At 46.0% G+C, this 14,553-nt stretch carries 11 protein-coding genes; 4 read left to right on the plus strand and 7 right to left on the minus strand.

The features are described from left to right. Positions 1-18: 18 nt before the first annotated feature. On the minus strand, positions 19-1,194 hold the full coding sequence (locus tag G3570_RS08205) for a Gfo/Idh/MocA family protein (protein ID WP_165141091.1): 1,176 nt from the start codon (positions 1,192-1,194) through the stop codon (positions 19-21). A 177-nt stretch (positions 1,195-1,371) separates the two neighbouring features. Here G3570_RS08205 and G3570_RS08210 point away from each other — a divergent pair, with 177 nt between their 5' ends. The 3 genes from G3570_RS08210 to G3570_RS08220 are packed head-to-tail and all read left to right on the plus strand — an operon-like array spanning position 1,372 to position 4,711. Continuing rightward, positions 1,372-3,093: a GMC oxidoreductase gene (locus G3570_RS08210; protein ID WP_165141093.1), complete on the plus strand. Its 1,722-nt coding sequence runs from the start codon at positions 1,372-1,374 to the stop codon at positions 3,091-3,093. A gap of 10 nt (positions 3,094-3,103) precedes the next feature. Continuing rightward, positions 3,104-3,757, plus strand: coding sequence for a gluconate 2-dehydrogenase subunit 3 family protein (locus G3570_RS08215; RefSeq protein WP_165141095.1), 654 nt, complete (start codon positions 3,104-3,106; stop codon positions 3,755-3,757). 24 nt (positions 3,758-3,781) lie between these two features. Further along, positions 3,782-4,711: a hydroxypyruvate isomerase family protein gene (locus tag G3570_RS08220; RefSeq protein ID WP_165141097.1), complete on the plus strand. Its 930-nt coding sequence runs from the start codon at positions 3,782-3,784 to the stop codon at positions 4,709-4,711. 80 nt (positions 4,712-4,791) lie between these two features. On the opposite strand, the gene G3570_RS08225 is transcribed toward G3570_RS08220, so the two are convergent. The 4 genes from G3570_RS08225 to G3570_RS08240 all read right to left on the minus strand — a co-directional run bounded on the left by G3570_RS08225 (position 4,792) and on the right by G3570_RS08240 (position 8,984). Beyond that, positions 4,792-5,451: a 3-keto-disaccharide hydrolase gene (locus G3570_RS08225; protein ID WP_249066807.1), complete on the minus strand. Its 660-nt coding sequence runs from the start codon at positions 5,449-5,451 to the stop codon at positions 4,792-4,794. Between the two features lie 157 nt (positions 5,452-5,608). Next, positions 5,609-6,214 (minus strand): gluconate 2-dehydrogenase subunit 3 family protein, encoded by a 606-nt coding sequence (locus tag G3570_RS08230; RefSeq protein WP_249066809.1) that lies wholly within the window; start codon positions 6,212-6,214, stop codon positions 5,609-5,611. Positions 6,215-6,315: 101 nt separating this feature from the next. Next, positions 6,316-8,028, minus strand: a complete 1,713-nt coding sequence (locus G3570_RS08235) for a GMC family oxidoreductase (RefSeq protein WP_165141101.1) — start codon at positions 8,026-8,028, stop codon at positions 6,316-6,318. Between the two features lie 11 nt (positions 8,029-8,039). After that, positions 8,040-8,984: a sugar phosphate isomerase/epimerase family protein gene (locus G3570_RS08240; RefSeq protein ID WP_249066811.1), complete on the minus strand. Its 945-nt coding sequence runs from the start codon at positions 8,982-8,984 to the stop codon at positions 8,040-8,042. Between the two features lie 211 nt (positions 8,985-9,195). Here G3570_RS08240 and G3570_RS08245 point away from each other — a divergent pair, with 211 nt between their 5' ends. Then, positions 9,196-10,455 (plus strand): MFS transporter, encoded by a 1,260-nt coding sequence (locus G3570_RS08245; RefSeq protein ID WP_165141103.1) that lies wholly within the window; start codon positions 9,196-9,198, stop codon positions 10,453-10,455. A 200-nt stretch (positions 10,456-10,655) separates the two neighbouring features. On the opposite strand, the gene G3570_RS08250 is transcribed toward G3570_RS08245, so the two are convergent. Both G3570_RS08250 and G3570_RS08255 read right to left on the minus strand, forming a co-directional pair. After that, the gene (locus G3570_RS08250; protein ID WP_165141105.1) at positions 10,656-14,018 is read right to left on the minus strand and encodes a CRTAC1 family protein; all 3,363 of its coding nucleotides are present in this window, start codon (positions 14,016-14,018) and stop codon (positions 10,656-10,658) included. Further along, entirely contained in the window at positions 14,008-14,538 is a 531-nt protein-coding gene (locus G3570_RS08255; protein WP_165141107.1) for a hypothetical protein, read from the minus strand. The genes G3570_RS08250 and G3570_RS08255 overlap by 11 nt, the downstream gene beginning before the upstream one ends. Positions 14,539-14,553 lie beyond the last annotated feature (15 nt).

Here is a 14,553-nt window from a genome sequence, read left to right on the forward strand (position 1 = left end):
AGTGTAGCGTTTGGATAATCAACCTGACCCCGGGGAATAGTTCATGTCCACCCATTCATTCTTTTTCCCGCTTTCAATGGTTTTATGTATGAAATGAACCCCTACTGCTCCATCATAAACAGTGGGGAAATCAGTGGAAAACCGGTTCAGTTCCACGCCCTTTTCTTTTGCTAGGATGGTTCGACCCACATTCATATAAATATTGGCAAATGCCTCAATAAATCCCTCCGGGTGACCGGGCGGAATTCGATTGTTGAAATTGGCAATTTCCGAAAGATAGGGATTCCCTCTTTTATAGATCTCTTCGGGTCGATCCGGGTACCGTACGTAGAGATAGTTAGGATTTTCCTGACCCCATTCCAGGGAGGCATCCGTACCATAGATCCTGATTTTTAGGTCATTTTCTTCCCCAACCGAAATCTGTGAACAATACAAAATGGCTTTGACACCCTGCTCATAGTGTACCAGCAAGTTGGCATCATCCTCGAGTTTCCTACCCTCTACAAATGAAGTAATGTCGGCATAGAGCTTCTGCATTTTGAGACCGGTGATATATTCCACCAGGTTTTCGGCATGGGTACCGATATCACCGACTGCCGAGGAGATTCCTGCCTTATCTGGATCTGTTCTCCATTCGGCCTGTTTGGCTCCCTCCTGTTCGATAGGTTCTGAGAGCCAGCCCTGCGGATACTCTACTACGATCTTCCGCAGTTTGCCCAATTTATTATCCCATATCATCTCCCGGGCCTGCTTAACCATCGGGTAACCGGTATAAGTATGGGTGAGTCCAAATACTACGTCATGCTTCTCCACCAAGCGGCATAGCTCCTCTGCCTCTTCAATGGTATTAGTCAGGGGCTTATCACAAACAACATGAATGCCCTGCTCTATAAAGGCTTTACAAACCGGGTAGTGAAGGTGATTGGGCGTTACTACGGATACAAAATCGATACGCTCATCTTCTGGAAGTGCGGCTTCTTTTTCAGCCATCTCCTTGAATGAGCCGTATACCCGGTCATTGTCAAGTTGAAGCTGCTTACCCATTTTGTCTGACTTCTCTTTTGACGAGGAAAATGCCCCCGCCACCAGTTCCATATGACCGTCAAGAGCAGCGGCCATCCGGTGAACCTCTCCGATAAATGCGCCCGGGCCCCCTCCTACCATCCCGTATCGCAACTTTCTGTGAAATTCCATAGATCAGTATTTTTTTACCCGATTTATAATTCTCTTTAATAAGGAATTTTAGGAAGTAAATTGCAAGAAAATGAAAAATATAGAAAAATACCTTTAAGCATTATGCAAAAAGCTTGCAAGTATGCCTCTACTAATCTATAATGTTCGGGTTAATCCCATTAAAAATATTGTGATCCCATGAGCGATTTAAACTTTAACATCCAGTCCCAATCTGATGATTACGATGCTATCGTAGTCGGTACCGGAATCAGTGGCGGATGGGCTGCCAAAGAGTTAACTGAAAATGGTCTCAAAACACTGGTCCTGGAACGAGGACGGATGGTTGAGCACGTGGACGACTACCCCACCATGCACATGGATCCCTGGGATTTTGAAAACAACGGTGAACCGACGCGCGAAGAACAGAAAAGACAAGAAAAACAGGCGCGAACCGGTTATGTCACTCATAAGGCCCACTCCCACTTCTTTGTTGATGATCTTAAGCACCCTTATAACGAAGAGAAAAGATTCGACTGGATCAGAGGGTACCATGTGGGCGGTCGTTCTCTTATGTGGGGACGTCAGAGTTATCGACTGAGCGACATAGATTTTGAGGCCAATGCCAAAGAGGGCATCGCTATTGACTGGCCAATCAGATATAGTGATATCCAACAATGGTACGATTACGTGGAAGAATATATTGGTGTGAGCGGTGAGAATCTTGGTCTTCCCCAGCTGCCCGACGGCAAATTTCTTAAACCAATGGAGCTAAATTGTGTAGAAGATCACCTCAAGCAGAGTATGGCCCAACAGTACAACGACCGTGTACTTACTATTGGTCGTACTGCCCATATTACCGAAGGTACCAAAGAAGGTCTCGGACGTGTTACCTGCCAGTATCGCAATCGCTGTATGAGAGGTTGCCCATACGGAGCCTATTTCAGCAGTAACTCCTCCACCCTGCCCGCCGCTGATAAAACCGGAAACATGACACTGATGCCAAACTCAATCGTTCATGAAATTATGTACGATCCTGAAACACAAAGGGCCACCGGTGTACGTGTTATTGACAGGGAATCAAAAGAAACTTATGAGTACCGTGCAAAGGTAATTTTCCTTTGTGCTTCAGCCATTGCATCCGCAAGCATATTGATGCAGTCAACCTCCGATCGCTTTCCAAACGGTCTTGGTAATGACTCCGGAGAGCTCGGTCATAATATTATGGATCATCATTTCCGGGTCGGTGCCTCAGGCAGATATGAAGGATTTGAAGATAAATATTACACCGGCAGAAGGCCTAATGGTGTTTATATACCGAGATTCAGAAACCTTGGAGGAAGTACCGATATGGATAACTTCCTGCGAGGTTACGGCTACCAGGGTGGCGCAAGCCGTGGTGACTGGTCAGAATCCGTTCGTGAATTGAATTACGGTGAAGACCTTAAAGAAGCCATACTGAAGCCCGGCGGCTGGTCAATGGGCATTACTGCTTTCGGTGAGACTCTTCCCTACCATGAAAACAAAATGACGCTGGATTACGATAAGACCGATGAATGGGGCCTGCCGACAGTAACATTCGATGCCGAATTCAAGGAGAATGAGATGGCCATGCGGGAAGATATGGCGAACCAGGCTGCTGAAATGCTTGAAAATGCCGGATTCAAAGACGTTTCAACCTACGATAACATCGGTGCACCCGGTTTGGGTATTCACGAAATGGGTACCGCCAGAATGGGTCGAGATCCGAAGACATCCGTTCTGAATGGAAACAACCAGGTACATTCCGTTCCCAACGTTTATGTAACGGACGGAGCTGCAATGACCTCAGCCGGTTGTCAGAACCCTTCCCTCACCTATATGGCGCTGACAGCCCGTGCTGCCAACCATGCCGTAGAAGAACTCAAAAAGATGAACCTGTAATTGACATACTATGAATAGACGCGAAGCTCTTAAAAAACTCGGACTCTCATTCGGTTTTCTTGTAGGCGCACCGACCGCGGTGAGCATACTGCAGGGATGTTCCAATTCTGGTTCAACTGCAGGTGCAACAGCAATGTTTTTCACTGATGTCGAAAAGGATATCATTACAAAAATCGTTGATATCATACTGCCGGCAACGGCCGACACACCCAGTGCTTCGGAAGTCAACGTTCCCGAGTTCATTGATCAATATGTTAATGAAGTTGTAAGCATTGAGGAACAAGATCGTACAAAGGAATATCTGGGTAAATTTATTGAACAGCTTAGTGCTGATAATGATAGTAGTGATGTTTCCTCGCTCACGGAAGATGACATCCGGCCTTATGTCGCGGAAAGTCTCGAAAAATCACCGGAAGAAGAACAAAGAATTTATGAGGAGATCAATAACTACACCCAGGCCAAGCAAAACGGGGAGTCTATTGAACTCTTTGATGAGGTTGCCAATTTTGCCCTGCTTACCAACCTAAGAAGCATGGCCATCTGGAGCTATAAAACCAGTCAGACAGTCGGTGAGGAAATTCTTGCCTATGAACCTATCCCCGGCAGGCAGGAAGGTTGTGTCGATCTTGAGGAAGCTACCGGAGGAAGAGCCTGGTCTTTATAATCTAGCTAACCTAACCTTTGCGTCTTGAACCGGAAACACTTTCTAAAGAGTCTTTTAGCAACAGGGGCATTTGCTTCGCTGGGTGGGATGCGAGCTATTGCAACACCGGGAAATAGGTCGATGCACTCCGCAGATACGTTCACCCTCAATTACGCACCTCACTTCGGAATGTTCGGAAATCTTGGCGGCTCGGATTTTCTGGATCAGCTACGTTTTATGCATGATGCCGGTTTTCGGTCACTTGAGGATAATGAGATGCGCAATCGACCGGTGGAGCAGCAAAAGCGCATCGCCGCGGAGATGAGCCGGCTGAATATGGCTATGGGAGTCTTTGTAGCTCATACCATAGGCTGGTCGGAGCCTAACCTCACCACCGATGATTCTGCCGCTCACGATAAGTTTCTGGAAGAGATAGAGCAATCTGTAGCAATTGCCGATAGGGTTAATGCCACATGGATGACCGTAGTGCCAGGACGACTGCATCCTCGTCTCGAACTGGCTTATCAAACTGCAAATGTAATCGGCATTTTGAAAAAAGCCGCTGCCATCCTGGAACCTCATGGACTGGTTATGGTACTGGAGCCGTTAAATCCTTTAAGAGATCACCCGGGACAGTTTCTCACCAAAACTTCACAGGCCTACGAGATTTGCAAAGCAGTAGACAGTCCAAGCTGTAAAATCCTATATGATGTGTATCATCAGCAGATCACTGAGGGTAATCTCATACCCAATTTGGATTATGCCTGGGAGGAAATAGCTTATATACAGGTAGGTGATAACCCTGGAAGAAATGAACCCACCACCGGAGAAATTAATTACCCAAATGTATTCGAATTTATCCATTCCAAGGGATATGACGGCATTATTGGAATGGAACACGGCAATTCAATGCCCGGTAAAGAGGGTGAACAGGCTGTCATAGATGCCTACCGTGAATGTGACCCTTCTCTTTAGCCACGGATTTACACGGATTTAACTAAAATCCGCATAAATCCGTGGCCCTAAATATATTAGTGGAGATCTGTGGCCAAAGATTACTCGAGCTCTTTAATTTTAATGTTACGGAAATTTACTCGGTCGCCGTGGTCTTGTAAACCGATATATCCTTCACGGGCATCTCCAAATTCCGGGTGACTGGCAAACTTGCTGTTGCGGATCATTTCATACCACTCATTGGTCCAAAGCTCATATTCTAAAACTTTTTCACCATTCTGCCAGTGCTCTATCTGTGCGCCTTCAGCTACGATTTGTACGCTGTTCCATTCTCCAAAGGGTTTGGCATTCTGTGGTTTGGCCGGAATTAGATCATATAATGAACCGGCCTTTCTGTTTCCATTTTCACCCATTTCTGCATCCGGGTGATTTTCGTTGTCGAGGACCTGCATCTCAGGTGCTGACCAGTAAATTGGTTGAGTAGGCTGCTCCATGGCCCGGTAAAAGATACCGCTATTGCCCGACTCCTGAACTCTCCACTCCAGTTTTAGAATAAAATTACCGAACTTTTGATCCGTGATGATATCTCCTCCACCCGATTCTGAAAGTACCGTAATCATCCCGTCTTCTACTTCCCAGCCTTTCTCGGGAAAGCTATCCCCGTTATAGCTTCGCCAGCCGTCGGTTGAAGTTCCATCGAAAAGAAGTTGCCAGCCGTCGGCTTTTTCCTGTTCGGTAAGGGTGTTTTGAGCGTTAGACATACAGTTGGTAAGTGTAAGAATTAGAAGTAATGAGAGAATTGCACGTAAGTGAATCATCATCAAAATATTTAAGGTTTAGTCATTATTGAAAATAATTATTACACAGAGTTTCGCAGAGGTGTACAGAGCTACACAAAGGTTATCCGGATCTATAAGATTAACTCTTCTTGTCTGCTAATCCGATATGTTCCATTGCTTCGTGCGAGCAGCCTTCCCAGGCGTACGGTTGATTACCCATATAGCCGATATCTTCTATACCCATTTTACTCGACCAGAAACCGGAGGCAACCAGATCTCTAAATCGGTTAAAGAAGCTAACCCCCTGCTGCATCTCGGGTTTTGCATCATCAGGATAGGCAATCTCGTCCAGCATCGCTACTTTCTCCTCTTCGGTGCAGTCGGTGAAGGTGTTATCAAACTTTTTCTGGCACTGAATATCCAGCCAGTTCAAACCGCCCCGAATCGGGGTTTGGTATGACGGACGATCTAACATGGTAAAATCAATGAACTCAGGTACGCCGGCCTCCTCTGCATTCCCTGAACGCTCATCGGTGGGAATAATCATGTTTGCCAGCTGTCGCACTGTCTCAAATTCATGATCCGTGAAAAACTGCTTCTCCCACTTTTCCAGATCCTCCTCGGAAATATGCTTCCAGAATTTATCCTGGGTCGATTTTAGGGGTGGTGTTTCACAACCGGTCATAACAAATCCCGCAGCCAGGGTACCCAGTGAAAGTGTTCGTAAAGCTTCTCTTCTATCCATTATTAAAACATTAAATATGTAATGAGTAATAAGTAAGTAAGCTAATTAAAATAATTAGGTCTAAAGTATTACTTATCACTCATTACTCGTTACTCATTCAGTTAAAGATTTCCTTTCTTCATCTCTTCCGCAATATATTCCGATCCCCTCATTGAGAGTGCCAGAATAGTCCAGGTGGTATTTTTATGAGGCTGGGATACAAAAGATCCTCCATCCAATACAAAGAGATTATCTACATCGTGTGCTTGACAATGCTTATTCAGAACCGAGGTATTAGGATCGTCACCCATACGGGTTGTACCTACCTCATGAATAATCTGTCCGGGATTGGATATGCCATACCCGTCTTCCTTACCGGGCATATCCCAAAGTGCGTGTCCCCCCATTTCATCAATGATGGACCGGAAGGTGTTCTGCATATGGCGCACCTGGTTGTATTCCTGTTCGCTCCAGTTGTAGTTGAATCTCAGAACGGGAATACCCCACTCATCAACTACATTAGGATCAATTTCACAGTAGTTGTCTTCATATCCGATGCTTTCACCGCGCCCGGATAGCCCGACAATAGAACCGTAATATTTTCGGTAGTCTTCTTTAAGGCTCTTTCCATATCCGCCACTGCGTTTGGGTCCGTTGCGGAACATGTCATTATAATTCTGTATGCCTCCCATAAAACCGTAACTGGGCATGCCGCGGCCTCCCCACAGTTCTACATGGTAACCTCGGGCAAAATCGAGCTTGGAATTGTCTTCCCACCATGGAATGTAGAGGTGCATGCCTCCTACTCCGTCTTCATTATGAGCTGGCATGTCCATCAGCTTCGGTATTAATCCCGCCACCGAGGTGCCGGTAGTATCCATCAGGTACTTACCCACCGTCCCGCTGGAATTTGCGAGCCCGGCAGGAAAATCGGTGGACTTAGAGTTCAGAAGCAGACGAGCCGACTCGCAGGCACTGGCAGCCAATACTACTACTTTGGCCCGTACCTTATACTCTTTTCTGTCTTTTTTATTGACGTAGGAAACGCCCCTCGCTTTTCCATCACTATAGGTAACTTCCCGAACCATGGCATTGTTGATGATCTCCAGGTTGCCGGTTTCCAGGGCCGGTGGCAGTAATACTGAGGGTGTGGAAAAGTTGGAATGCGTGGCACAGCTGCGGTTGCACTGGCCGCAATAGTGACAGGCAGCACGCCCGTTATGAGGCTTGGTAATAATTGACAAGCGACTGGGAATCACGGGAATACCCATATTGTCGCAAGAATCCTTGATTAGATGTTCGTAACAGCGCGGCTCCGGCGGGGGTAGATAAATACCCCCCGGTTCGTTAGGAATCCCTTCATTGGTTCCGAAAACGCCAATCAGCCGGTCAATACGGTCATAATAAGGGCTTATCTCTTCGTAAGTAATGGGCCAGTCTTCTCCCATTCCGTCAATACTTTTGACGCGAAAATCATCGGGACCGAAACGGAGGGAAATCCGTCCCCAGTGGTTTGTTCGACCGCCCAACATTCTACCGCGAAACCAGTCAAATTTGGTTCCTTCCGTAGTTGTATAGGGTTCGCCTTCAATATCCCATCCACCGAAACAGGCATCAAATTCACCAAAAGGCTGCTCCCGCGTGCTACCACCTCTTCTTGGAGATTCGTACGGCCAGGTAAACATGGCAAAATCTTCTGAATCGAACCAGCCACCCGCTTCGAGCATAACCACATCGGCTCCGGCTTGTGTCAATTCATGCGCTGCCATACCGCCGCCAGCTCCTGAACCGACAATACAGACATCGTATTCCTTCGTACTTTCTTTTATCTGCATATACTATCCTGTTATTTGGTTATTTCCTGCCCGACCATCGTCAGTAGATTCTTTGTTTTCATGATGCCCTCACGCTCCGAAAGCTCATTACCCTCATATTCAACACCAATGTAACCGGTGAAGCCGGCATTTTTTACAATATTCAGCATCCTAGTGTAATCTATACTCTTTTCATAACCATCCTCATTAAAGGCATACGACTTGGCGCTCACTCCTTTTGCATAAGGCATCATCTCTTTCACACCTTTATATCTGTCATATACATTTCCTTCAGAGATTGTGAAATTTGAAGTACCAAAGTCAGGTAACGTGCCACAGTTTTCCATACTAACCTGTTCCATTACACCCGCGAGCCATTTCCCATCCGACGAATAGCCTCCGTGATTTTCGACAATAATACCCACCCCATAATCACTTGCAAATTCCGAAAGCCAACTGAGACCGTCAACCGCCGCATCCATGGTCTCTTCACGGGTCCCTTCCCCATAAGCATTCACTCTAATAGAGTGACAACCCAGGTGCTCTGCTGCCTCTACCCACTTAAAGTGATTTTTAACAGCCTCATTTCGCTTTTTATCATCTAATACGGCCAGCCCACCTTCACCGTCAACCATGATGAGTACCTGGTTAACATCCAGATCCCGGCAGCGGTTGTTCATTTCATTGAGATAGGATTTGTCTTGCACTTTATCCGCGAAAAACCGGTTGACATACTCTACGGCGTCGATGCCGAAATCATTTTTGGCGGTTGCAGGGAAGTCCAGGTGGGTCAGCTTGCCTGCAAACAGTTCTTTATGAAGGCTCCACTGGGCCAGTGAGATATCGAAAAAGAGATCATTCCCCATATTACTACTGTTTGCTTTTGCCATTCCCGGTAATAAAAGAGAGCCTGCTGACAGGTATCCGAGTTGCTTTAAAAATTCTTTCCTGTTGCTTCCCATGGTAATCCCGTTCATTTAGTGAGTGTTGATATGAAGTGATGTAAATAGTGAGCCATCCCGTTGCAAGCATTTCCTACACATCACCAAGAATTAAGGCATTTTACTTTTCTATGTCTAGTTTTTTCATAAATTAGGTGCAACTTTTTTGCTATAGGGCCGCAATTTTTTTTGATTGGAGTAAAATTATCGGGATTAACCAATTAACCATAATCAATAAGGTATTCAGATGAACAAACTAATACAGGCAAAACTTAGCACCATGATGTTCCTCGAATTTTTTATTTGGGGTGCATGGTATACTGCGGTAGCGGTATATATGACTGCCAATGGAATGGAAGATCTCACTCACTGGCCGTTTACAGTGAATCCAATAGCTGCTATTGCAGCACCCTTTTTTGTGGGACTAATTGCCGATCGTTATTTTGCCACTGAAAAAGTACTAGGGACCCTCCATATTCTGGGCGCTGCCTTTATGTTTTTGACACCTTTTGCATCTGATGCCCCTCTCTTGTTTATTCTTCTACTCTTGGCTTACAATCTATGCTATATGCCAACCATGAGTCTTGCAAATACTCTTGCATTTCACAATATGGAGGACCAGGAAAAACAATTTCCCATCATCCGTGTATTTGGAACCGTGGGATGGATCGTTGCCGGTCTGACTGTAAGTTTCGTTCTTGGTGCTTTTGTCGCAGAAGGCTTGCAGCCGGAACAAACGGCTATGCCTCTCTATTTGGCATCGGGTGCTAGTTTGCTGTTGGGACTCTTCAGTTTCTCCCTCCCACATACCCCACCGCCTGCGGCAGGTGAAAGTGTATCCGTAAAAAGCATCATCGGTGTGGATGCACTGAAACAACTGGGTAGTAAATCATTTTATATTTTCCTGGCCAGTTCACTGCTTATATCCATACCGCTGGCAGCATACTACAACTTCACACAAATTTTCCTGGGTGCAACCGGTTTTGAAAATATTGCCGCCACGCAAACCATCGGTCAAATGTCGGAAGTAATCTTCATGCTGCTCATGCCTTTCTTCTTTGTGAGGCTAGGAGTAAAATGGATGCTTGCTGCAGGTATGCTTGCATGGGTAGCACGATATGCCCTCTTTGCCATGGGAGCCCCCGATGAAATAACATGGATGATTATCGGCGGAATCGCACTCCACGGGATCTGCTATGATTTCTTCTTTGTTACCGGACAAATTTATGTCGACAAGAAATCTACCCCTACCGTACGTGGTCAGGCACAGGGCCTTATCGTATTAATAACCTATGGGGTAGGCATGCTTATCGGAGCCCAAGTTGCCGGACAAGTTTACAATAGCTTTCTTGGAACTGCCGAAGCATTGACTCTTAGCCAGTGGTACGATTTCTGGTGGATACCGGCCATCTTTGCAGCAGTAATATTGTTATTCTTTGTGCTAACTTTTGATGACAAGGTTATCGAAGACCAGGAAGATGTGGATGCCAGCGATTTCACGGTATAATTCCCTACTTAGGTGTAGTACACTTCCAATGTGTGCTACACCTTTTATTATCTGAATCCCTTGCTTCCGGTGCTTTGCTCCGGAAGCAAATCTATTAACTCATGCTTACCAACTTTCACCCGCAGCAGAGCGGCTGATTGAGTAACAATTGTCACTCCAGGTTTAGGAAACTTGAGAAGTTTCCTAAACCTGAATGATACCTACTTCTTAATCCGAAAAGCTTTGATCCCGGCATTATTCCTGGCCACCAGGATAACCTGTCCATATTTAGGGCTGTTAATACGTTGGATACTGCGAATCTCTCCATCTACTGAAAATCCGGATCGTGTACTAGGTATCTCATGTATCTCTTTACCATCAACGCCGAATACGGAACCATAACCGGCATCATAACGTCCCACCTCGGGTTTGGCAGCATACAGGTTTCCGCCTGTAAGAATTTCCTTGCTACCATCACCTGTAATATCCAAAGTCAGGAAATCATATAGCGGGGTAAGTTGTGCCTCCATAGGCAAATTCTGTAACGTGAAAGTACCACTCCCGTCATTCCATCCAACCACGCTCTCTAGCCTGTTGGCTGTGAATTTCTGGCTCTGATCCAGCTGTTCAGACGTAAAGATATCGCTGATCGTCTGACCCGCGTAAGAGTTGTAGTCAGGATACTTGCTTTCAAGCTCCGGGAGCATTTCCAGCAAATCGTGCCGAAGGGCCATGGGATACCGCTTGCCATCTTTATAAGTGGAAATGACCTGCTCTATACTTCCATTACCGTCAAAATCATTGATCCACATTTCAACAGGTTGGTCATTAGTAGCTTCAAACCTGGAATTCTTGCCGTGATTTCCAGCCAGAATATCCAGATCACCGTCCCCGTCGAGGTCATTGAGTCTAACTGAATTCCACCATCCAACATCATTCTCTATACCGGTAGATGATTCCATTTTAGTAAGTTGGCCATCCCCAGAGTTTTCAAAAATGGTCAATGGCATCCATTCACCCGCCAGTACCAGGTCCATGTCGCCGTCGCCGTCAACATCGCCCCATTCAGAGTCGGTTATCATACCCAATGCCGCAAGATCCGGAGCAATAGATTCGGTAACATCTTCAAAAGACCCTGTTCCGTCATTTTCAAGCAGATACCCGTTGACCGGAAGCCCCACTCCAAAAGGCTGAAGTCTGACACCCAGAAAGAGATCGGTATCCCCATCTCCGTCGAAATCTCCTGCACTCACACTTCCTGCTGTCTTATATCTCCAGGAAGGCACTCCAAGTTCGGCACGGACGAAATTCCCGTTACCTTCATTCAGATATAATCGATCGCTGAGCGCAGAACTGCTTGGCGGAAATTCATTACTGCCACTTCCTACAAAAAGGTCCATTTGCTCATCGCCATTGGCATCCAGCCATACACAGTCAGTATCTTCACTGCCGGCATCCTCTAAAAAGAGCGGAACTCCTTTCTGATTAAACTCCCCTTCCTCAGACTGTAGAAACAGAACACCCGCCTGACCCTTGGCCCCTCCTACATAAAAATCATCAAACCCGTCACCGTTGGCATCGGCTATGCATAGTGGCGGACCTTCCGTAGATCGCATGTGGAAGAGTAGCCGATCCCTGCTGAAATCATTATAGGTACTCTCCTCATGCTGCCATTCGAGGTTAAGTTCATCCGTGATGTCTTCCAGGACAGTTTCCTTATTATTGCCATCTGCCATTTCATCACGGGACTCCAAAAGATCTGCATCCTCTCTATCAATAGAAATTTTGCGGTTGACAGATACCTCAGTCGTCTTTGAAACTGCCCCGTCGGGCCACTGCACAACCAGGGAATCAACACTCTCAGTATCACCAAGTCCAATGTGAAGCCGGTGATCTACCGTCGATTGAAAACCCCTGACAGGAATCTGCTCCGCATACCATTGTTTTCCCTCTGCCCAAAGAGTTACCTGTGAACCGACCGCAAAATGGTTGGGTGCTTGTCCTTTCAGTTCAATCTTGAGCCAATTACCCTTCCGATTCTGTTCTACAAAGTTATTTTGATATACCGATGCTTTGCTATTCAGGTTATTGATTACCAGCTCCAGATCACCGTCATTATCCAAATCGGCGTAGGCTGACCCATTGGAAAAACCGGGACGATCAAGTCCCCATGCACGTGAGGAATCGGCAAATTGCATGCCTCCGCGATTGCTGAAAGCATAATTTGAAATGGGGGTCGAAGGAATCATCTCTATCAGCCGTTCAAAATTGACTGTGCTGTCACTAACAATCATTCGCACGGTTTCTTCCTTTGAAACTTCCTGTAAATAATCGACATTGGTCAGGTCCTGATAGATGCCATTCGCTACAAAAAGATCTCTTTCTCCATCCAGGTTAAAGTCGGCGATATTTGCTCCCCAGCTCCAGTCGGTCGCTTCCACACCGGCATAGCGCCCCACCTCACTAAAGGTACCGTTACCGTTATTCAACTGAAGAGTATTCCTGGTGAATTGGTGATAATACCCGTCTCTGACATACTTCTGGTAGCGTTGCCAGTCGTCGAAAGTAGTTACCTGCTTTAATCTTGATTCGGGATCCGGCAGCATATCGGTCACAAATATTTCAGGGTATCCGTCGCCGTTCAGGTCGGCTACATCAGCCCCCATTGCAGCCGCACTCACGCTCTTCATCTGCTCTTCCAATACCTCACTGAATGTCCCATCTCTGTTATTGATATACAGATAGTCCCGTTCAAAGAAGTCATTGGATACGTACATATCTTCCCAACCGTCGCGATTTACATCGGCCACAGATACGCCGAGCCCGAAACCGATCTCACTGCCATAAATGCCCGCTTCTTCACTTACATCAACAAACCTTTCCCCTTCATTGCGATATAATTTATCCCCGCCCTTTTCATTACGGATATTGCGTGTATTTTCTTCCTGTTCAAAACTGCCGATTGCCCGAAAAGAATTATTCACCAGATACATGTCCAGATCACCGTCACGATCATAATCAAAAAAACTGGCATGTATGGATAATGCGGAGTCATCCAGGCCAAACTCTTTAGCCCGCTCGGTGAAGGTACTGTCACCATTATTGATAAACAGTTCATTGCGTTTGTCATCACCTTGCACAATTCCCGAATTGCATACATAAATATCCATGTAGCCGTCCCCGTTGACATCAACCACACTGACCCCCGTCGACCAGGCTCTTTGCCCGGCTACACCGGCCTTGGCGGTGATATCGGTAAAGCTGAGGTCTCCATCGTTAAGATATAGCCGGTTTTCCTGCATATTCGAGGTGAAGTAAAGATCAGGCAACCCATCGTTGTTAAAATCTCCGACTCCGACTCCGCCCCCGTTATAAAAATTGCGATACCGGTAGATATTGAAATCCTGACTGAAGGTGAGGTCGTTAGAAAATTCAATTCCGGTCTGCTCCGGGGGAAGTTCACTGAAAAGAGTTCTGTTTACAGAATCTGTTTGACAGCCTGAGAATGCAAAAAGAGAAATAATAGATAATAGTAAAAGGCGTTTGAGAAATATCATGTAGACGGGTCCGAACTTACTCTTCATCTTTAATTTCTTTCAGCACCGATAGATCGGTATAGTCGACAACGACTTCTTTGTTATCCATTTCGTAAATAGAGATTCTCATATTTTTGTCGACCATGATATAAGCAGGTAGATCCAGCTCCGGATGATTCATTTCTCGAAAGCGGTTGGGGTATCGCTCTCTGAAAACAGATAACACATCTTTTTTCAGACTGTCGGCCCAGTAATCCCTATTCCAGGGAGCCCAACCATTATACATATATCTGACAGGCATTTTGTATAGTTTTCCCTCATAAAAGTCCGGATAATAATTCATTTGGGCAGGGTATTTCAAATTGTCCAGATCATAGCGAATACTGGCTGTCCGATTCCCCTGCATCACTATCTTCCTACTGTTTAATTCCCAGGTGTGATCGAAGAAATCCTGGCGCGGCATACCAAAGTAATAACCGAGAAAAAGGCTGTCGTTCCTGGACTCTTTGGCTAACTCTTTTTCAACAAGTCTCTGGTACTCGGTTTTCTGCTCACATGAGGCTGCCAAAATAGATAATAGAAT

Source organism: Halalkalibaculum roseum, assembly GCF_011059145.1.
In the GTDB taxonomy this organism is placed as follows: domain Bacteria; phylum Bacteroidota; class Rhodothermia; order Balneolales; family Balneolaceae; genus Halalkalibaculum; species Halalkalibaculum roseum.

Coding starts and splice junctions, on each gene's coding strand:
- G3570_RS08205 (WP_165141091.1), bottom strand. CDS start 1,194: ATGGAATTTCACAGAAAGTTGCGATACGGGATGGTAGGAGGGGGCCCG.
- G3570_RS08210 (WP_165141093.1), top strand. CDS start 1,372: ATGAGCGATTTAAACTTTAACATCCAGTCCCAATCTGATGATTACGAT.
- G3570_RS08215 (WP_165141095.1), top strand. CDS start 3,104: ATGAATAGACGCGAAGCTCTTAAAAAACTCGGACTCTCATTCGGTTTT.
- G3570_RS08225 (WP_249066807.1), bottom strand. CDS start 5,451: ATGTCTAACGCTCAAAACACCCTTACCGAACAGGAAAAAGCCGACGGC.
- G3570_RS08230 (WP_249066809.1), bottom strand. CDS start 6,214: ATGGATAGAAGAGAAGCTTTACGAACACTTTCACTGGGTACCCTGGCT.
- G3570_RS08235 (WP_165141101.1), bottom strand. CDS start 8,028: ATGCAGATAAAAGAAAGTACGAAGGAATACGATGTCTGTATTGTCGGT.
- G3570_RS08240 (WP_249066811.1), bottom strand. CDS start 8,984: ATGAACGGGATTACCATGGGAAGCAACAGGAAAGAATTTTTAAAGCAA.
- G3570_RS08245 (WP_165141103.1), top strand. CDS start 9,196: ATGAACAAACTAATACAGGCAAAACTTAGCACCATGATGTTCCTCGAA.
- G3570_RS08250 (WP_165141105.1), bottom strand. CDS start 14,018: ATGAAGAGTAAGTTCGGACCCGTCTACATGATATTTCTCAAACGCCTT.